A 21,352-nucleotide genomic window follows, 5' to 3' on the forward strand; every position below is an offset into this window, starting at 1 on the left:
TTTTTCTTTTAGTTTTAAAAAATGTTGTTTTTATCTTTTAGCGATGAATTGTCGTTTTTAAAAAACAGCTCTATCATGTATAATTGAAAGTTTAATCTTTATTTTTTTAAGAATTAAATGTCTGATTATAAATCTAGTTTAAATCTTCCAGCCACCCAATTTCCCATGAAGGCAAATCTTGCTAATCGTGAAGGTGGGTTTTTGAAAAAATGGCAAAATGATGGGCTTTATGATCAAATTCGTCAGCAGAATCAAGGCAAACCAAAGTTTGTTTTACACGATGGTCCTCCTTATGCGAATGGCGATATTCATATTGGTCATACAGTCAATAAAGTTTTAAAAGATATGATTGTCAAATCAAAATCTTTATCAGGTTTTGATGCACCGTACGTTCCAGGTTGGGACTGTCATGGCTTGCCAATTGAGTTTAATGTTGAAAAAAAATACGGCAAAGTAGGTGTTAAAATTGATGCTAGCACATTTAGGTCAAAATGCAGAAAATATGCTGACCAACAAGTGCTCAAACAAAAGCAAGACTTCCAACGCTTAGGTATTTTGAGTGATTGGGATAATCCATATTTAACCAAAGATTTTCAATATGAATCTGATATTGTTCGTGCTCTAGGTCGAATTGTTAAAAATGGTCATGTATCTAAAGGCTACAAGCCCGTACATTGGTGTACTGAGTGTGGTTCTGCTTTAGCAGAGACAGAGGTTGAGTATAAAGATAATCAATCAGAGGCGATTGACGTTAAATTTAGAATCATTGATGATTCAGTTTTTAATATGAATAAGCCAGTTTCAGTGGTTATTTGGACAACAACACCTTGGACATTGCCTGCTAATGAAGCCGTAGCACTTCATCCAGAGCTAAATTATGTATTGGTTGATATTGGTGATGAATACTTATTGCTTGCTCAAGCATTGGTAGAGACTTCAATTAGTCGTTATGGTATTGAAGCCACTATCGGCGAACAAACTTTTTCTGGTAGTGAGTTAGAAGGGTTAAAAATAAAACATCCGTTTTACGATAAGCAGGTGCCTATTATTTTGGGTGAGTATGTAACAATTGATGCTGGTACAGGTGCAGTGCATACGGCTCCTGCACATGGTCAAGAAGATTTTATTGTGGGATTGAAATACAATTTACCTGTTGAGTGCCTAGTAGATATCAAAGGTGTGTTTTTCAAAGAGACTGAACTTTTAGGCGGTCAGTTTATTTTTAAAGCCAATGATAGTGTGATTGAAATTCTTAAGCAGGCTAATACCTTAGTTAAGCATGAATCACTAATGCATTCCTATCCACATTGTTGGCGACACAAAACGCCTGTTATTTTTAGAGCAACCCCTCAGTGGTTTATTTCTATGCAGAAAAATGGTCTTATAGATACAGTTAATAGAGAAATTTCAAAAGTACAGTGGATGCCAGATTGGGGCAAAAAACGTATTGAGTTAATGATGGATAGTCGTCCTGACTGGTGTATTTCTCGTCAACGATTTTGGGGTGTGCCGATTACTTTGTTTGTACATAAACAAACAGGTGAGCTACATCCAAATACTCAAGCGTTGTTTGTTAGTATTGCAAATAGAATTGAAAAAGAGGGTATTGAAGCCTGGTTTAAGTCTGATGCTCAAGATTTTATTGGCAATGATGCAAATGACTATGATAAAACCACGGATATACTTGATGTCTGGTTTGACTCAGGCGTAAGTCATTTTACTGTGCTAAAGGCAAGAAAAGAGCTGTCTAATGTAGCTGATTTATATTTAGAAGGCGCAGACCAGCACCGGGGCTGGTTTCAGTTATCACTTATTTCTTCGGTTGCCATTAATGGTAAAGCGCCTTACAAAAACGTATTAACCCATGGTTTTGTTGTTGATAAAAACGGCAAGAAAATGTCTAAGTCGCTTGGTAATGTGATGAGCCCCCAAAAAATAGTCAATAATTTAGGTGCTGATGTTCTACGTTTGTGGATTGCTAGTACTGATTACACAAGTGAAATGACGGTTGGTGATGAGATTTTAAAACGCTCAGCTGATTCGTATCGCCGTATTCGTAATACAATGCGTTTTATGTTGGCAAATATGCAAGCTTTTAATCCTGTTGAACATTTGCTTGATAATAAACAGATGCTAGATTTAGATAAATGGATTGTTGCTAAAACTGCTAATTTACAAACTCAAATTATCAAGGCGTATGAACAATATAATTTTCATCATGTGGTTCAATTGATTTTAAATTTTTGTAGCAATGACCTTGGTGGTTTTTATCTTGATGTTATTAAAGACAGGCAATACACCACACAAGCAAACTCTTTAGCTAGAAGAAGTGCACAAAGTGCATTACATCATATTACGGAGGCAATGGTGCGTTGGTTAGCTCCAATTTTATCATTTACAGCTGAAGAAATTTGGCAAAATATGCCGAGTGAAAAAAATACTAGTATTTTTTTAGCATCTTGGTATCAAGATTTAACATTCGGCTATGAAAATAAAGCTATTGATATCACGCGTGAAATTAGTCCATTTATTCGTAAGCAAATGGAAGGTATGCGTGGTGAAAAGATAATTGGCTCTTCGCTTGAGTCAGAGATTGATATTTATTGTGAAACTGATATTTTTAGCACACTTAGTCAATTGGATGATGAACTAAGATTTATTTTTATTACTTCCTATATTAGAATTCATTCACTTAATGAAAAAAATGATGATTGTATTAAGGCAATAGAGGGTGTATTTATTAAAGTGAGTAAATCAAGACATGAAAAGTGTGTACGTTGTTGGCATCATAGAGAAGATGTGGGCAATAATGCTAAACACCCAGAACTTTGTGGTCGTTGCGTTGAAAATGTGGACGGTAAAGGCGAAATAAGGAAATTTGCTTAAATGAAAACACTTAACCTTGATTTGCAAGAAAAATCTTATCCTATATATATTGGTCAAGATTTATTGTCAGAAGGTAAGTTATTAACAAAACATATTAGTGGCAAGCAAGTCATGATTGTTACTAATACCACAGTGGCGCCCTTGTATCTTGAGAAGGTGCAAAACTTACTTTTATCGTTTGAATTTGCGCAAGTTATTTTGCCAGATGGTGAAAAATATAAGACGCTTGATACACTTAATTGCATTTTCAATGCGTTACTTAAGAATAGATTTGATCGTAGTTGCACATTAATTGCCCTTGGTGGTGGTGTAGTAGGTGATATGACTGGGTTTGCAGCGGCTAGCTATCAGCGTGGTGTTAATTTTATTCAAATTCCCACTACGTTGTTGTCTCAAGTTGATTCTAGTGTGGGTGGAAAAACAGGCATTAATCATGTGCTTGGTAAGAATATGATTGGGATTTTTCATCAGCCAAAGTGTGTATTGATTGATATAGATACACTTGATACTTTGAATAATCAACAATACTCAGCAGGTATGGCTGAGGTGATTAAATATGGTTTATTAGGTCATTTAAATTTTTTTAATTTTTTGCAAGAAAATATTAGAGATTTAATGGACAGAAATAAGCCTTTAATGGCTGAAATAATTTATCAGTCTTGTCAGTATAAAATCAATATCGTTGTTCAAGATGAGTTAGAAGTGGGTAAACGTGCTTTGTTAAACCTTGGACATACTTTTGGGCATGTGATTGAAAACATACTTGGTTATGGCATCTTCTTGCATGGTGAAGCAATTTCAGTGGGCATGTTAATGGCAGTAAAGTTATCTCATCTTGAAGGGTATTTGTCTATCAATCAAGTTGCTCAAGTTCAAGATTTATTAGAAAAAGCTAATTTACCTATCTTTATTATCGGTAAAATTAGTGCTTCTGATTTTATGAAAGTAATGTTAGTTGATAAGAAAGTGATTAATGGTAATATTCGCTTAATTTTATTAAAAGAATTAGGTCATGCTTTTGTTTGTAATCATTATAAAGATCAACTTTTAAATCAAGTAATTAATGAATTTTGCCAGTAGGATGATATGACAGATAAAAAAAACCCGGGGGTTGAAGATGATGAAGTGATGATTACTTCTAGTATTTCTGATTTAGAAAAAATGCTTGAAAGTGTTGAAAAACACGCAGATCTACGTACTGACACTAAGTTTGAAAAATTTTTTCTACCAGCACTTGCTGTATTTAGTGCTATCATTATAGGATTTTTTGTTGTTATTTATTCAATTACTTTGGATATGACGCGTTTGGCTAATTCAATGGATCCAGATATGGGTGGTAATATGTCATCTATGGTTAAAAGTATTAATAACTTGTCAAATAATGTTGAACAAATGACTGTTTCTGTGGCTTATATGCAAAAAGATTTTCAACGAGTTAATAAAAACATGAATATTATTGCCAGTAAACTTGATAATTTAGATGCTATTGCAGTAGACTTAACACAGGTAAGTTTAAAAATGGACTCTTTAGAGCCAATGCTTATTAATATGGAAGAGATGAATAAAAATATGGCAAATATACAAAATTCTATGCAATGGATGCAGCTCGATTTAAATATTTTACGTTCTTCATTTTCTAAGCCACTTAGGATTTTTAATAACATTCCAATGTTGTAGTCATGTCATTATCTGAAAAACAAATAAATCAGATTGCTTATCTCGCGCGTTTGTCATTAAATGAAGTGCAACTCAAAAACAACACACAAGATTTAAATGCTATTTTTAGTTTGATTGAACAGTTGGCTAATATTGAGACTGATGGTATTGAGCCAATGTTACATCCACTACATATGTTTCAACGTCTTAGAAAAGATGTTGTTATTGAAAAAGAGCAATCCGTATTATTTCAATCGGTTGCGCCAAAAACCAGAAATGGTTATTATTTAGTGCCTACCGTTATTGAATAATATGCATACAAAAACTATTGTTGAATTAGCACAAGGCTTTAAAGATAAAGATTTTTCTTGTGTTGAATTAACGCAGTATTATTTAAATCGCATTGATCAGTCAGATTTGAATGCTTTTATTACAGTAACTGACGAATTAGCATTAGCCCAAGCCCAAGTAGCAGATGATAAAATTGCTTCAGGTAATGCAAATATATTAACAGGTATTCCATACGCTCATAAAGATATCTTTTGTACCAAGGGTGTAAAAACCTCAGCAGGCTCTAGAATGTTAGATACTTTTGTATCGCCTTATGATGCAACCGTAAGTCAAAAACTTAATCAAGTAAATTTAGTGATGTTGGGTAAGACTAACATGGATGAATTTGCCATGGGGTCTAGCAATGAAAACTCGTTTTATGGTGCGGTTAAAAATCCGTGGAACTACTTAAAAATACCAGGAGGTTCATCAGGCGGTTCTGCGGCGAGTGTTGCTGGCGGGTTAAGCTGTTTTGCTACAGGTACAGATACAGGTGGCTCTATTCGTCAGCCTGCAAGTTTATGTGGTATTACAGGCATTAAACCTACTTATGGCCGAATATCAAGATATGGCATGATTGCTTATGCATCAAGTCTTGACCAAGCAGGACCGATGACTAAAACAGCACAAGATGCAGCTATTGTGTTAAATGTTATGGCTGGATTTGATGAAAAAGACTCAACCAGTGTTGAGCAAAAAGTGCCAGATTATACGACTCATCTTAATGATTCGATTAAGGGGTTAATCATTGGACTGCCAAAGGAGTTTTTTTCATCTGGATTGGATGATGAAGTGGCTAATAATATTATGGCTGCTGTTAAAGAGTTTGAAGCCATGGGCGCAATTGTTAAAGAGGTATCGTTACCTAATTTAGCCTATGCTATTCCAGTTTATTACATTGTTGCTCCTTGTGAATGTTCATCAAATTTATCGCGTCTAGATGGTGTTAGATATGGATATCGTGCTAAAAATGTAAAAAACTTAGAAGATTTATATTTGCGTTCGCGCTCAGAAGGCTTTGGTGAAGAGGTTAAACGTCGTATTATGATCGGTGCTTATGCTTTATCAGCGGGTTATTATGATGCTTATTATCTTAAGGCGCAGAAAGTACGCCATTTGATTAGTGATGATTTTAAAAAAGTATTTGAGCAGATTGATGTGATTATGGGGCCAGTTTCCCCTACAACTGCATTTGATTTAGGTTCAGTTAAAGACCCGGTTTCTATGTATTTGGCAGATATTTATACACTCAGTGCCAACTTAGCAGGCTTGCCAGGTATGAGTATTCCAGCAGGTTTTGCGCAAAATTTACCAGTAGGGTTGCAACTTATTGGTAACTTTTGGTCAGAATCTAGGTTACTTAATATTGCACACCAATTCCAATTACAAACTGACTGGCACTTAAAAACACCACAGGAGTGCTAGTATGGAATGGGAAACAGTTATTGGTTTGGAAATTCATGCACAATTAAATACCAAATCTAAGATTTTTTCAGCTGCCTCAACTCAGTATGGTCAAAAGCCCAATTCACAGGCTTGTGCCGTTGATTTAGGATTACCAGGTGTTTTGCCTGTACTTAATGTTGAAGTTATTAATAAGGCAATTAAATTTGGCGTGGCAATTAATGCGCATATTAATCAACGTAGTATATTTGACAGAAAGAATTATTTTTATCCAGATTTACCAAAAGGTTACCAAATTTCACAAATGGACAGGCCTATTGTGGGCGAAGGTAAGATTGAAATTACGTTTGATGATCAAACCAAGATAGTTGGTATTACACGTGCGCACTTAGAGGAAGATGCGGGAAAGTCTATGCATGATATGTTTGATGATGATACTGCAATTGATTTTAACCGTGCAGGTATACCATTGCTTGAAATTGTTTCCGAGCCTGACATGCGTAGTGCTAAAGAGGCGGTGATATATGCTAAAAAAATTCACGCCTTGGTGCAATATATTGATATTTGTGATGGAAATATGCAAGAAGGCTCATTTCGTTTTGATGCGAATGTTTCTATTCGCCCTAAAGGGGAAAAAGAGCTTGGTACACGTACAGAGTTAAAAAATATCAACTCATTTAAATTTTTAGAACGTGCGATTAATTTGGAAGTTGAACGTCAGCAAGACATTCTTGAAGAGAGTGGCAGTATTGTACAAGAAACTCGTTTGTATGATTCTGTGAAACATGAAACTCGTTCTATGCGCTCAAAAGAAGAAACCAATAATTATCGTTATTTTCCAGATCCAGATTTACTGTCTGTTGAGATTTCTAATGAATTATTAGAAAAAATTAGACAAACTTTACCAGAATTACCCACTCAGAAAAAAGCAAGGTTTGTTTCAGAATTAGGTTTAAGTGACTATGATGCAGATGTACTTACTTTGCAAAAACCTTTGGCTGATTATTTTGAGACTATGCTTGAGCATCATGCTAGTAATGCTAAGCTTTGTGCCAACTGGATCATGGGTGAATTATCAGCCTCTTTGAATAAGCATAAAATTGACATTCAAAACTCGCCTATTACTGCGCAAGCCTTGTCACTATTAATCAGTCGTATTAGTGATGATACTATTTCTGGAAAAGCTGCCAAAGATGTGTTTAAAGCCATGTGGAATAGTGAAGGTAATGCAGATGAAATTATTCAAGCCAAAGGCCTAAAGCAAATGATTGGTATGGGTGAAATTGAAGCAATTGTAGAACAGGTGATTGCTAATAATGCGCGACAAGCAGTTCAGTTTAAATTGGGTAATGATAAGATTTTTGGCTTTTTTGTCGGTCAAATCATGAAGCTTACTGCTGGTAAGGCCAATCCTAAACAAGTTAACGAACTACTTAGAAATAAGTTGTTTTAAAAACGTGCTAGATTTTGCCACGCTAGGTAGTGATTTTTTCTCAAACATTGATACTCAATCATTAAAACAACCTTTTTTGATTCATAAAAATCAAGCATTACAAGACAGACTTAAATTATCTATTAAGGATAATGAATTGTTAAATATTGCCTCAGGCAAAAATAAATTCCAATGTATGCAACCTATTGCTAGTATTTATGCGGGGTATCAGTTTGGTCATTTCGTACCCCAATTAGGTGATGGACGTTCTTGCTTAATAGGGCAAGTGCAAGGTCTTGAGTTATCACTTAAAGGCGCAGGACAAACTCCTTATTCACGTGGTGCGGATGGTCGTGCAGTGTTGCGTTCATCTATTCGTGAATATTTATGTTCAATCGCTATGAAAGGCTTAAATATTCCCACTACAGAAGCGTTAACATTAGTTGGTAGTCATAGCGAGGTTTATCGAGAAAATATTGAAACAGGAGCGATTGTTATGCGTTGCGCACCTAGTCATATTCGTTTTGGTCATTTTGAATTATTTGCCGTGCGTGGCCAAATTTCTCAAGTGAGACAATTAGCTGATTTTGTGATTGAACATCATTACCAGTATTGTCAAGGTGAAAATCAATATATTGATTTTTTTAATGAAGTAGTGCAGAAAACAGCAATTATGATTGCGCATTGGCAAGCGCAGGGTTTTGTACATGGAGTGATGAATACGGATAATATGTCAATTCTTGGATTGACGATTGATTATGGACCATTTGGTTTTTTAGAAACTTATAATCCTAAGTTTATCTGCAACCATTCTGATCATGAGGGTCGTTACAGCTTTGATCAGCAACCAAATATTGCTTTGTGGAATTTATCTCGTTTGGCTGATAGTTTATCAAGTTTAATTAATACTAAACAAGCGAAATTAGTGTTAGATAAATATCAAAACTACTTAGTTGAGTCGTATTCTGTATTGATGAGACAAAAATTTGGCTTGCATGAAAAAGACAAGCAAGATCATGTATTAATTACGCAATTTTTTGACATGTTGTATCAACATAAAAAGGATCGTACTAATTCCTTAAGGCAGTTGTCTAATGTGGATAAATTGGCCATTAATACTGATTTTAATGATTGGATTGAGTTGTATGATAAGCGCGTATCTCAAGAAAATAATCGCAATAGAATCAGCATGATGAATAGCGTAAATCCTAATTATATTTTACGTAATTACTTAGCAGAGGTGGCAATTCGAAAGGCAGAAGATGACAAAGACTATACTGAGATAGAAATTTTGTTTGATTTATTAAGTAAACCCTTTGAAGTTCATCAAGATATGGAATTTTATACTTATGAAGCACCTGATTGGGCGCAAGGGCTTACAGTAAGTTGTTCTTCTTAAATGAGACCAGTAACGCTAAACATAAATTGTTGGATGATTTTAACAATGGGAAAGACAACCCATTGAAATACACCTAAAAATAATAAACCCAACAAAATATACAAACCATAAGGCTCTAACTGGTCGTATTGATAAGATAGTTTTCTTGGTAGTAATGAGCTTACAATACGACCACCATCGAGTGGTGGCAAAGGCAATAGATTGAGCACTGCTAATATTAAGTTAATTTGAACACCAACTTGACCCATATCAATTAGAAATTGTGAGTCGATATTATTAACTACCAGTAAAATTATTACCAGCCATATAATTGCCATGATGAAATTTGACATGGGTCCGGCAATTGCTACCCAAAGCATGTCTTTTTTAGGCGATCTAAGTGCATTAAAATTAACAGGTACAGGCTTAGCCCAGCCAAAAATAAATCCTGAGGTAAGGTATAAAAATGCAGGTACTAAAATAGTACCAATTGGGTCAATATGTTTGATGGGATTAAGGGTAAGTCTGCCCATCATTCTAGCACTATGATCCCCAAGTTTTGAGGCAATCCAACCATGCGCTGTTTCATGCACAGTAATTGAAAATAATACGGGAATTGTCCAAATTAAAAGTGTTTGAATATCGAGCATAGGTAAAATTAGGTGTTTTCTTCTTGTTATTATAAATGAAAACAACGAAGCTTTTAATCCCGACTCAAAAAGAAGTGCCAAATGATGCTCAAATTATTTCGCATCAACTCATGATTCGAGCAGGTCTTATTTCTAAATTGGCATCGGGTTTGTACTCATATTTGCCAATGGGGGTAAGAGTACTACACAAAGTTGAAAATATTATTCGACAAGAAATGAATAAATCAGGTGCCCAAGAAGTGTTTATGCCTGTTGTTCAGCCTGCAGAACTTTGGAAAACTTCTGGAAGATGGGATAAATATGGCACTGAGTTATTGCGTTTTACCGATCGCCATCAGCGTGAATTTTGCCTAGGACCAACACATGAAGAAGTCATTACACACTTGGCAGCACAATATTTACGTAGTTATAAACAACTGCCAATGAATTTTTATCAAATTCAAACTAAATTTAGAGATGAAATTCGTCCTCGCTTTGGAGTGATGCGTTCACGAGAATTTATCATGAAAGATGCCTATTCGTTTCATCTTGACCAATATTCTTTACAACAAACTTATGATGTAATGTATCAAACTTATTGTAATATTTTTGATCGATTGAGTCTTGATTATCATGCAGTTTTGGCAGATTCTGGCTCAATTGGTGGAGATGCTTCGCATGAATTTCATGTGTTGGCAGAAAGTGGAGAAGATACCATCTGTTTCTCAGATGAGTCAAATTATGCGGCTAATATCGAAAAGGTTTCTTTTTTAAAACAGGAAAAAACTTGTAAGTCTACACTGACTGAGGAAAGAGTTCTAACCAAGAAAAAAAATAGTATCGAAGAAGTTGCTGAGTTTTTGAATGTTAATAAATCAGATTGCGTTAAAATTTTAATCATTAAAACCAAAGATGGTTTTAAAGCTTTAGCATTACGTGGCGACCATGAATTAAATGAAATCAAAGCGCATAATTTGTTTGGCAATTTTGAGTTTGCAATAGATGATGAAATTAAGAATTTAGATTTAAAAAAAGGCTTCATAGGTATTAAAGATTTAGACATTGATTTGATTGTTGATTATTCAGCTAGCGTATTGTGTGATTTTGTTTGTGGCGCAAATGAATGGGATTATCATCTAATGAGTGTCAATTGGCAAGGTATTGAATTTGTTGATGCTGATTTACGTAGCGCTGTAGAGGGAGATTATTCCCCAGATGGTAAGGGAAAGTTGATTATTAAACGTGGTATTGAGGTGGGGCATATTTTTCAGCTGGGTACTAAGTATTCTAGTGCTATGAAAGTTAATGTTATTGGAGAGTCTGGTAAAGCGATTACAACTACAATGGGTTGTTATGGCATTGGTGTGACACGTATTATTGCAGCCTCTATTGAGCAAAATTATGATGACAAAGGGATTATTTTTCCTCAAGCGATTGCGCCTTTTCAAGTCGTCATTGTGCCGATTAATTATAACAAGTCCACTCGTGTGAAAGCATTGTCTGATAAGCTTTATCAGCAGTTTATTGGGGCAGGCATTGAAGTCTTACTGGATGATAGAAAAGAACGTGCTGGTATTATGTTTGCTGATTCTGAGCTACTTGGTATTCCACATAGAATGGTGATTAGTGACACTCATGCTGATAATGGCAATGTGGAATACAAGGCAAGAGATAAAATAGATAAAATGCAAATGAAATTTGATGATGCCTTATCATTTATTCAATTCAAGCTATAAAAAAATTATGATTTGGTGGCAGTACGTTATTCCTCAGCATTGGCTATCAAGGTTAATGTTGCATTTTGCATGCATTAAAAATATTTGGTTGAAAAATAGGTTTATTGCTTGGTTTGTTAAGTCTTACCAGGTTAATCTATCAGAGGCAGTACGTGAAAATATTGAAGATTACCAGAATTTTAATGATTTTTTTACCAGGGCATTAAAACCAGATGCTAGAAAAATTGCCGACAGCCTGATTGTTTGTCCCGTTGATGGTAAGGTATCGAAAGTTGGTAATATTAATAATACTCAAATCATTCAAGCTAAAAACCATAAATATAGCGTTGAACAGTTGCTGGGCAATGATATTAGAAGTGTTGAATTCAGGGTAGGTTTTTTTATCACTATTTATTTGTCACCTAAAGATTATCATCGCATTCACATGCCTTATTATGGCAAACTAATTTCAATGAGTTATATTCCAGGTGATTTGTTTTCAGTGAATCAAACTACTGCTGAAAATGTGGACGGGTTGTTTGCTAGAAATGAACGTGTTGTGTGTTATTTTGAGACTGAATTTGGTTTGTGTGCGTTTGTTTTAGTGGGTGCTATTTTTGTAGGTTCAATGCAAACTGTGTGGCATGGTCAAATTAATCCACCTTATAAAAAACAAATTCAACATTTTGATTATTCAAATGAAGGAATAAGTCTTAAAAAAGGTCAAGAACTGGGTCGATTTAATATGGGCTCAACTGTAATTATGTTGATGCCAGATCAAACTAATAAATTTTCCTTAAAGGAAACTGAGGTAGTTAGGATGGGACAGGCTTTAGTCTGATTTTAACTAGTTTAATAGTTTGCTCAGAAATATGCATAATTTCAATCAATACATTGTCAATTTTTAAACTAACATCACGTTTAGGAATGCTTTGCAGTGTTTCTAAAATTAAGCCATTTAAGGTTTTTGCTTTAGTGACGGATAAATTTAATTGTAATAAATTGTTTAATTCTCGTATACTAATTCTAGGGTCGATCAAATAACTACCATCTTTTTGCTTGATGATCTCATCAATACTTTCATTTTGGTTTGAGGTGAATTGCCCTACAATTTCTTCTAAGATATCTTCTAATACAATCATGCCACACACCTCTCCATATTCATCCACAATCAAACCAAGTCGTCTTTTTTGTTGTTGAAAATGCGCTAATTGGTGAGCAAGGCTGGTACCTTCTGGCACAAAATAAGGTGTGCGAACCAGTGCTAATACATTGTCAATACTAAAATCACCCTTGGCGTATAAATTTACAATATCACGCATGTGCAATATGCCAGTAATATTATCACTTGATGTCTCATAAGTGAGTAATCTAGTGTGCTGTATACGTTCAAATTGTTTTAAAATTTCGTCAGGCTTGTTAATATCAATGCTGATTAACTCGTGTCTAGGAATCATAATATCTTCAACTTTAACCTTCTCTAAGTCAATAATATTAAGCAACATTTTTTGATAATTAGAAGCAATAATGGGCTTGGCATCATTAACCACCATTTTTAACTCCTCTGAGCTAATAAGATTGTCATGTGGTTCGTTTTTTATGCCAAATAATATCAATATCATCTTTGATAATTTGGCAATTAGCCAAACAAAAGGCTTAAATAACTTGATTAACGCTGTAATTATAATTGAGGCTGGTAAAGCAATTTTTTCAGGATTTTTAGCAGCAAATGTTTTAGGAGTTGTTTCTGCAAAAATCAAGATGATAAAAGTTAACGTCAAAGAGGCTGGTACAATTGAGCCTTCACCCCATAGTTTAATGGCTAGTATAGTTGTAATACTAGAGGCAAAAATATTAACAAAGTTGTTGCCTAATAAAATTGTACCAATTAGATGATCTAAGTCATTAAGTAAATGCTCGGTGCGTTTTGCATTTTTATTATTTTTGCTTAAGACTTTCAGACGATAGCGATTAATTGCCATCATTGAAGTTTCAGTACTAGAAAAAAATGCAGAACTTAATATCAGTCCAAAAAGGATGGTGCTAAGCCAAAAAGTTGAGAGTGATTCCAATCAGTTGTGTTGACTTATTATATAAAGTGATGAGTTTAATTTAAATGATTGAAAGCATCAAGCCCTGGATAAACTGCCTTAGCCCCTAACTCTTCTTCAATACGAAGAAGACGGTTATATTTTGCTAAACGATCTGATCTTGACAATGAACCAGTTTTGATTTGACCACAACCAGTGGCTACTGCTAAATCGGCAATGGTCGTATCTTCAGTTTCACCAGATCTATGCGACATAACTGAGGTATAACCAGCATCTGTCGCCATTTTCATGACTTGAAAGGTTTCAGTTAGGGTGCCAATTTGATTGACTTTAATTAAAATAGAGTTGGTAATGTTTTTCTCGATACCTTGTTTTAAAAACTTACTATTGGTTACATATAGGTCATCACCAACCAATTGTACTTTGTCACCTATTTTTTTGGTTAATAGGTTCCAGCCATTCCAATCATTCTCATCCATGCCATCTTCAATTGAAATAATTGGATAGTTTTCTACCCAGTTGGCTAAATAATCAACAAATTCTTCAGAATTGAGTGATTTGTTTTCAGAAACTAAATTGTAAGTGCCGTTTTCATAAAATTCTGAACTTGCTGCATCAATGCCAATAAAAATATCTTTACCTGCTTTGTAGCCTGCATTGTCAATCGCTTCTAAAATAACTTTAATAGCATCTTCATTTGAAGACAAATCAGGGGCAAAACCACCTTCATCACCCACTGTAGTATTCATGTTTTTAGCTTCTAACACTGCTTTTAAATGATGAAACACTTCAGCCCCATAACGTAGCGCTTCTTTAAAACTTGGCGCACCAGCAGGAATAATCATAAATTCTTGAATATCAACATTATTGTTAGCGTGCTCTCCACCATTAATAATATTCATCATAGGCACAGGAAGTTTGTAATTTTCACCTTGATTTAATGACATGTATAATGGCTTATGTTGTCTATTAGCGTTAGCATGAGCAACAGCTAATGAGACTGCCAAAATTGCGTTTGCACCTAATCTTGATTTGGTTTCGGTGCCATCTAAATCAATCATTGCTTGATCAATCTTGCCTAAATCCTCAATGCCAAAGTTAATTAAAGTATTACAAATTTCTGTGTTGACAAACTCAACGGCTTTTAAAACCCCCTTTCCTAAATAGCGCGTACCTCCATCGCGTAACTCTAAAGCTTCACGTTGACCCGTTGATGCACCAGATGGCACCATTGCACTACCGATTGTGTCATCATCAAGGATGACATCCACTTCAACAGTTGGATTGCCTCTAGAATCAAGAACTTCTCTTGCTTTAATTTGTTTAATGTTCACTAAATATCTCCTGTTTTTTATCCAAAAAATGATTTCATTTTATCAAAAAAGGAGTCTGATTCAGGATGATGTTTTTTACCACATGAGCTGGAAAACTTTTGTAGTAAATCTTGTTGTTTCTTATTTAGATTAACGGGGGTTTCAATCTTAACTTGACAGATTAAATCTCCAGAACCATCACGTTGAAGGTGGCTGATACCTTTGTCACGCAAGCGAAACAGTTTTCCAGTTTGTGTACCTGATGGAACTTTAATTTTTAATTTGTTCTCAAGTGTAGGCACTTCAATTGAGCCGCCTAGTGCTGCAGTTGCAAAGTCAATAGGAACTTCACAATATAAATCGTTATCTTCACGTTCAAAAATGGCGTGTTTTTTAACGTGGACTTGTACGTATAAATCACCACTAGAGCTACCTATAGTGCCTGCTTCGCCTTCACCACTCAAACGAATTCGATTACCTGTATCTACCCCTGCAGGGATTTTTACTGACAGTGTTTTTTGTTTACGCACCAAGCCTTGTCCACGGCAAGTGCCACAAGGGAATTCAATTTTTTGACCTGTGCCAGAGCAAGTACCACAAGGGCGTTGCACGGTAAAAAATCCTTGTTGTGTTTGTACTTGCCCTACGCCACTACAAATTGAGCAAGTTTTAACATTGGTGCCGGATTTTGCACCAATACCTGAACAGGTATCGCAAGTTTCATTTTTTGGAATGCGAATTTTAACAGTGCTGCCTTGTGCAGCTTTCTTTAAATCAATTTCTAAATCATAACGTAAATCTGAGCCACGATTGTTGGATTGTTGAGAACCACCACCAAAAATATCACCGAAAATATCACCGAAACCACCTCCGAATGGGTTGCCACCAGCAGATCCCACATTGGCGTTACCACCTACATGACCAAATTGGTCGTAGGCTTGACGTTTTTGAACATCAGATAAAATAGCATAAGCTTTTTGAATTTCTTTAAATTTTTTTTCAGCTGATGCCTTGTCGTTTTTAACACGATCAGGGTGGTGTTTCATTGCTAAACGCTTATAAGCTTTTTTAATTTGCTTAGCGTCTGCATTTTTTGCAACACCTAGTATTTCGTAATAATCTTTTTGTGACATGTTTGCCTTATTATTAAAAAACCCTCCTCAAGTGCTATCTCTTAGGGGAGGGTTTAGAGGTTAGATTTTAAACCTTTTATTTATCGTCTTTAACCTCTTCAAAATCAGCATCAACCACATCGTCATCAGCTTTTGACTTTTCTTTAGAAGTATTTTCAGCACTTGATTTGGCTTGTACTTTTTCAGTTAATGGTTGTGCTTTTTTACTTAAGGTTTGAATCTTGGCATCAATGGCTTTTTTGTCATCATTTTTAATGGCTTTTTCAAGTTCGGTAATAGCCATTTCAATCACTGATTTTTCATCATCAGAAACTTCATTTTTTAGTTCTTCTAGCGTTTTTTTGGTTGAGTGTATTAAAGAATCTGCCATATTTTTACTGGCGACCAATTCTTGGAATTTTTTATCCTCATCAGCATGTGCTTCAGCATCTTTGATCATTTTTTCAACTTCTTCATCGCTCAATCCAGATGAGGCTTTAATGGTGATCGACTGCTCTTTACCAGTATTTTTGTCTTTGGCAGATACATCTAAAATACCATCAGAATCAATGTCAAATGTTACTTCGACTTGAGGTTGACCTTTAGGCGCATTTGGAATGCCCTCAAGATTGAATTGACCTAATGATTTATTGGCACTAGACATGTTACGCTCTCCTTGTAATACATGCACAGTTACTGCAGATTGATTGTCAACCGCGGTTGAAAATATTTGGCTTGCATTAGTAGGTATGGTTGTGTTTTTCTCAATTAATTTAGTCATAATACCACCCATGGTTTCAATGCCTAAAGACAATGGTGTTACGTCTAGTAACAATACATCTTTAACATCACCACCTAATACGCCTGCTTGAATTGCAGCACCCATCGCTACTGCCTCGTCAGGGTTAACATCTTTTTTAGGCTCTTTACCAAAGAAGTCTTGTACCATTTTTGTTACTTTAGGCATACGTGTTTGACCACCTACTAAGATAACTTCATCAATATCACTTGCAGATAAATCTGCATCTTTAAGTGCAGTTTTGCATGGCTCAATAGTGCGTTTAAGTAGATCTTCAACCAATAATTCTAATTTAGCACGAGTAATTTTGATATTAAGGTGTTTAGGGCCTGAGGCATCTGCAGTCACGTAAGGTAAGTTGACGTCAGTTTGTTCAGAAGAAGACAGTTCAATTTTGGCTTTTTCAGCTGCTTCTTTTAGGCGTTGTAGTGCCATAGGATCATTGGTTAAATCAACACCTTGGTCTCTTTTGAACTCATCTACTAAATAGCCAATAATACGTTGATCAAAATCTTCACCACCTAGAAAAGTATCACCATTGGTAGAGAGTACCTCAAAGTGCTTTTCACCATCAATATCTTCCATTTCAATAATAGATACGTCAAATGTACCACCGCCTAAGTCATAAACAGCAATGGTTTTGTTACCTTTAACTTTATCAACACCATAAGCCAATGCTGCTGCAGTTGGCTCATTGATAATGCGCTTAACATTAAGACCTGCGATTTTTCCAGCATCTTTAGTTGCTTGACGCTGTGAGTCATTGAAATAAGCAGGAACTGTGATAACTGCTTCGGTGACTTCTTCACCCAAATAATCTTCAGCAGTTTTTTTCATTTTACCAATGACTTTTGCTGAAATTTCAGGTGCAGCCATTTTTTTACCTTTAACTTCAACCCAGGCATCACCATTGTCAACTTTAACAATTTTATAAGGTACAAGGTTAATATCTTTTTGTACAGCATCTTCGTCAAAACGACGACCAATTAAACGTTTAATTGCGTATAATGTATTTTCTGGATTAGTAACTGCCTGACGTTTTGCCGGCTGACCAACCAAAACTTCTTCAGAATCTTTTGGATAAGCAATAATGGATGGTGTGGTGCGATCACCTTCAGAATTTTCAATAATTTTAACGTTACCGCCATCCATAATAGCTACGCACGAATTGGTTGTACCTAAGTCAATACCGATAATCCTTGACATTTTTTACTCCTTAATATTTAATATACGCCCTATATAGGGATGGGCATTTTTTTTTCAAGGATTAGGGGTAAAAATTTTATAAGCGTTGCTTGAGCAATGCCTCTACTGATGTAGGTACAAAAATACTAATATCACCCCCCAATGTTAGAATTTCTCTCACTAAAGAAGAGGAAATATTAGCATACTTCTCAGCAGACGTCATAAATAGAGTTTCAATATTAGGATTAAGGTGTTTGTTCATGCTTGAGAGTTGAAATTCATATTCAAAGTCACTAACAGCGCGTAATCCACGTAAAATTACTTGTGCGTTTTGCTTAGCTACAAAGTCAACCAATAGCGTGTTAAAGCTTAATACTTTAATATTGCCAATATCTTTAAGTGTGGTATTGGCTGCATTAATTCTATCATCAATACTTAAAAAAGCTTTTTTTTTACTATTTTGAGTAATGCCAATAATAATTTCATCAAATAATTTACTGGCGCGTTTGATTAAATCAATATGGCCATTGGTAATTGGATCAAACGATCCTGGGTAAATTGCAATTTTTTTCATCATAAGATAATTCAGTTAAGATTTTATAATGGAGTTATTAAGCAATAATGCACTTGCCCTGTATGTTTTTGTTTATTAATTTGAATGTTTGTTGATAGCCATTCAGCTGCTTCATTTTTTAAAATTTTAAATTCAGATTCTATATAGATTTTTGTATTTGAAGTCATAAAATTACCTTTTGAAAATGCTTTTAAAGTTTTTGGCAGATAATTTTTATTAAAAGGCGGGTCTAAAAAAATAAAATCAAAAGTTTGTGTGCTTTTTTTAGATAAGAAATTTAGTGCATCTTGATTAAAAATACTTATTCTGTTTGTTTTTAGCAGCGTTTTATTTTTTTTCAAACTTTGATAGACATTGAAGTTTTGTTCAATACTAACGACTTGTCTAGCGCCACGAGATAGTGCTTCAAAGCTTAAGCTCCCACTGCCAGTAAACAAATCTAGGTAAGTTTTGTTGTGTGATTCAAATTGAATCCAATTAAATAAGGTTTCTCTTATTTTACCTGATGTAGGTCTTAAACTAGGCGTTTTTGGAAAGTTAAATTTTCTGCCCTGATATTCACCTGATACAATTTGGAAGGAATTATTGATGATAGGCGTCAAAAGAGTTTTGAAGCTCTTTTTTGGCTTCAATAGAATCACTCCAGCCATCAATTTTTACCCACTTGCCTTCTTCAAGGTCTTTGTAGTAAGTAAAGAAGTGTTCGATTTGATTTTTAAGGGTAACATCGACGTCGTCAATGCATTTGATATTATGATAAGATTTGCATGATTTATCAATAGGTACGGCTAAAATTTTAGAATCCTTTCCTGCTTCATCAGTCATGCGTAAAATACCAATCGGGCGCACTGTAATAACGCTATCATGGATTAGTGGGTAAGGAGTAATCACCAAGACATCGGCTGGATCGCCATCATCTGCCAGTGTTTCTGGCACAAAACCGTAGTTACAAGGATAGAACATAGGTGTTAATATAAATCTATCTACAAACATTGCACCTGTTTCCTTGTCAATTTCATATTTAATGGGTGATGAATTTGCTGGAATTTCAATAATAACATTAATTTCATTAGGTACATTACCTGCTGAGACTGGTTTTAAACTATTTTGCATTTTTCTGATTCCTTTTTAAAGATTAAAGCGAAACCTATTAAGAAAATAACTGAGCACTCACCATGAGTAAAACTTAACGATTATTTACTATTGGCAATGGTTCTATCGTATAAATTATACTAATTTTCTATATTTTGTATCAGTTTTTGTTGTTAGTGTTGTGTATTAACAATAATTTTAGCTTCATTCAGCTATTCATTTCTAACTAAAAATTCATTAAATGTAATTTTATACCAAAAAATAATGGCTCTTTTTTGAGCGCATAGCTGATTAATTTATCGTCACTCATTATTCATTTTCTAAGTTTATTCTTATGAATAGTCTGATGTTCTCTAAACATGACTAATTGTACGGTACAATAATATGTTTTTTGGTTAAACATGAAAATCTTTTGACGTTTTCCATGCGTTTTTAACGTCAGGATCTTAAAGATTGATATTTAATAAAAATTAACCTTCTTGTTTAATCCAGTATAACTCATGTTAAGTTTTTAATTGGTTTTCAAGTTGGTAGAATTTTTAAATAAATATCGTACATTATCTAACGTATACTCAAGCTCTTCATTTGGCAATGGACGTATGGTTCAATCTAGGTGGATATAAGTTTTTATAAATAGAAATTTTATAAGATTTGAGTCAGTGCTTGATAAGAAATTTGCATAGGTAAATTTATGCTGCAATTTTAGTGTCAAACAAACGTTTAGGGAGTTATTTGGACAAATAGTGCATGATCTTAATATCTTGACGTGCTGTGCACAATTCATAAGCAATCTTTTTGATAAAGCTTTTCAAATAGCGGGTTTAAATCTTCAATTGCTAAGATGTCGATATAATCAATTACACTTTTAATGATTATTTGTACCAAGTATAGTATTGGATAGTAAGTATTAACACGTTTAAATTCAGTATCAATGGCTAGTTTGATTTCGTGTTTTTAAATTTAGAAACTGACTTAGTTGTGCTTACATTTGAACCATTTGTCGTATTTTATATCGACAAAGCCACTCATTTACCAAATTATAAATTGATTTTTATGTGATTAATTTTAGATTATAAATTTTTTTATTGCATTCAAAATACTATAAAGTACAAAAATTTTCCTGATATCGAAAAGGCTTCGATACAAATGAATATTATATTATAGTAATGTATAAAAATTGTTAAAATTTGGAATGCACATACACATATTCGGACGAGTAAGCGGTTGATTTTACTAATCAGTATTTTTATAAAAATACGGAGGAAATAGTATGAAATTAAGACATATTGTCATAATAGTTATAAGTGGGTATTTTTTGTTATCTACAGTAATAGTTTAGATACAAATAAATTTTGTTATTGCAATAGTTAATAATGAACATATGGTTGAGATGCAAAAGTTAGGAAAATATTTTGAGGCGGATAATCCTAATATTAATCTTGAATGAGTAGCGTTAGAAGAGGACGTTCTGTGTCAACGTGTTATAACAGATATTACAATGCAAGGTAGTTAAGAAAAAAACCTTATCTCCAAACAGTATGGTTGATCGAATTACACTACGATTAACAAAAGAAATTGAGAGGTGAGTGCTTGAAGCAACAGGTTGTGTTGATAAGACCTCGGCTATGAGCGAGATATTTATTCAATGGGCGGAGAAAGATGTTGTTCTTTTTTATGTGCGTACCTGAGGATTTTTCAATGGCAATTTTTATACTGGCTAGATATTTAAGTATTTTTTGTATTTTATTATTTTGTAGATTAGCAGGTGATATGCGTCTCGTAAAATCGTTGTGTCA

Annotated in this window: 17 protein-coding genes; 9 read left to right on the forward strand and 8 right to left on the reverse strand. The window is 34.4% G+C overall.

From position 1 onward, the window contains the following. The first annotated feature begins 117 nt into the window (after positions 1-117). The 7 genes from ileS to RMAG_RS01780 are packed head-to-tail and all read left to right on the forward strand — an operon-like array spanning position 118 to position 9,107. Positions 118-2,886 carry an isoleucine--tRNA ligase gene (gene ileS, locus RMAG_RS01750; RefSeq protein ID WP_011737741.1) on the forward strand — a complete coding sequence of 923 codons (2,769 nt, stop codon included), beginning with the start codon at positions 118-120 and terminating at the stop codon, positions 2,884-2,886. Beyond that, a complete protein-coding gene (aroB, locus tag RMAG_RS01755; RefSeq protein WP_011737742.1) occupies positions 2,887-3,966 on the forward strand; it encodes a 3-dehydroquinate synthase in 1,080 nt (359 codons plus the stop codon). It abuts the gene before it with no gap. Positions 3,967-3,972: 6 nt separating this feature from the next. After that, on the forward strand, positions 3,973-4,563 hold the full coding sequence (locus RMAG_RS01760; RefSeq protein ID WP_011737743.1) for a hypothetical protein: 591 nt from the start codon (positions 3,973-3,975) through the stop codon (positions 4,561-4,563). 2 nt (positions 4,564-4,565) lie between these two features. Next, complete coding sequence (gatC, locus tag RMAG_RS01765; RefSeq protein ID WP_011737744.1) at positions 4,566-4,853, forward strand: Asp-tRNA(Asn)/Glu-tRNA(Gln) amidotransferase subunit GatC; 288 nt, start codon at positions 4,566-4,568, stop codon at positions 4,851-4,853. A gap of 1 nt (position 4,854) precedes the next feature. Then, a complete protein-coding gene (gene gatA, locus RMAG_RS01770) occupies positions 4,855-6,297 on the forward strand; it encodes an Asp-tRNA(Asn)/Glu-tRNA(Gln) amidotransferase subunit GatA (protein ID WP_011737745.1) in 1,443 nt (480 codons plus the stop codon). 1 nt (position 6,298) lies between these two features. Beyond that, positions 6,299-7,729 carry an Asp-tRNA(Asn)/Glu-tRNA(Gln) amidotransferase subunit GatB gene (gene gatB / locus RMAG_RS01775; RefSeq protein ID WP_011737746.1) on the forward strand — a complete coding sequence of 477 codons (1,431 nt, stop codon included), beginning with the start codon at positions 6,299-6,301 and terminating at the stop codon, positions 7,727-7,729. A 4-nt stretch (positions 7,730-7,733) separates the two neighbouring features. Next, positions 7,734-9,107, forward strand: coding sequence for a protein adenylyltransferase SelO (locus RMAG_RS01780; protein WP_011737747.1), 1,374 nt, complete (start codon positions 7,734-7,736; stop codon positions 9,105-9,107). On the opposite strand, the gene RMAG_RS01785 is transcribed toward RMAG_RS01780, so the two are convergent. Next, entirely contained in the window at positions 9,104-9,736 is a 633-nt protein-coding gene (locus tag RMAG_RS01785; protein WP_011737748.1) for a site-2 protease family protein, read from the reverse strand. The genes RMAG_RS01780 and RMAG_RS01785 overlap by 4 nt on opposite strands. 35 nt (positions 9,737-9,771) lie before the next feature. Here RMAG_RS01785 and RMAG_RS01790 point away from each other — a divergent pair, with 35 nt between their 5' ends. Beyond that, complete coding sequence (locus RMAG_RS01790) at positions 9,772-11,451, forward strand: proline--tRNA ligase (RefSeq protein ID WP_011737749.1); 1,680 nt, start codon at positions 9,772-9,774, stop codon at positions 11,449-11,451. 7 nt (positions 11,452-11,458) lie between these two features. After that, entirely contained in the window at positions 11,459-12,271 is an 813-nt protein-coding gene (asd, locus tag RMAG_RS01795) for an archaetidylserine decarboxylase (RefSeq protein ID WP_011737750.1), read from the forward strand. On the opposite strand, the gene RMAG_RS01800 is transcribed toward asd, so the two are convergent. The 7 genes from RMAG_RS01800 to ppa form a co-directional block, all read right to left on the reverse strand. Further along, complete coding sequence (locus RMAG_RS01800; protein ID WP_041194918.1) at positions 12,246-13,502, reverse strand: HlyC/CorC family transporter; 1,257 nt, start codon at positions 13,500-13,502, stop codon at positions 12,246-12,248. The two genes, asd and RMAG_RS01800, sit on opposite strands and share 26 nt — an antisense overlap. A 35-nt stretch (positions 13,503-13,537) precedes the next feature. Then, a complete protein-coding gene (gene eno / locus RMAG_RS01805) occupies positions 13,538-14,815 on the reverse strand; it encodes a phosphopyruvate hydratase (protein ID WP_011737752.1) in 1,278 nt (425 codons plus the stop codon). Positions 14,816-14,832: 17 nt separating this feature from the next. Next, positions 14,833-15,927: a molecular chaperone DnaJ gene (gene dnaJ / locus RMAG_RS01810; protein ID WP_011737753.1), complete on the reverse strand. Its 1,095-nt coding sequence runs from the start codon at positions 15,925-15,927 to the stop codon at positions 14,833-14,835. A 76-nt stretch (positions 15,928-16,003) separates the two neighbouring features. After that, positions 16,004-17,911, reverse strand: a complete 1,908-nt coding sequence (gene dnaK, locus RMAG_RS01815; protein ID WP_011737754.1) for a molecular chaperone DnaK — start codon at positions 17,909-17,911, stop codon at positions 16,004-16,006. A 76-nt stretch (positions 17,912-17,987) separates the two neighbouring features. After that, positions 17,988-18,464, reverse strand: coding sequence for a pantetheine-phosphate adenylyltransferase (gene coaD, locus RMAG_RS01820; protein WP_024792206.1), 477 nt, complete (start codon positions 18,462-18,464; stop codon positions 17,988-17,990). Between the two features lie 23 nt (positions 18,465-18,487). Then, positions 18,488-19,105: a 16S rRNA (guanine(966)-N(2))-methyltransferase RsmD gene (gene rsmD / locus RMAG_RS01825; protein WP_236608576.1), complete on the reverse strand. Its 618-nt coding sequence runs from the start codon at positions 19,103-19,105 to the stop codon at positions 18,488-18,490. After that, the gene (ppa, locus tag RMAG_RS01830) at positions 19,047-19,577 is read right to left on the reverse strand and encodes an inorganic diphosphatase (protein WP_011737757.1); all 531 of its coding nucleotides are present in this window, start codon (positions 19,575-19,577) and stop codon (positions 19,047-19,049) included. The genes rsmD and ppa overlap by 59 nt, the downstream gene beginning before the upstream one ends. Positions 19,578-21,352 lie beyond the last annotated feature (1,775 nt).

Origin of the sequence: Candidatus Ruthia magnifica str. Cm (Calyptogena magnifica) (assembly GCF_000015105.1) — a bacterium.
Taxonomy (GTDB): Bacteria; Pseudomonadota; Gammaproteobacteria; order PS1; family Pseudothioglobaceae; genus Ruthia; species Ruthia magnifica.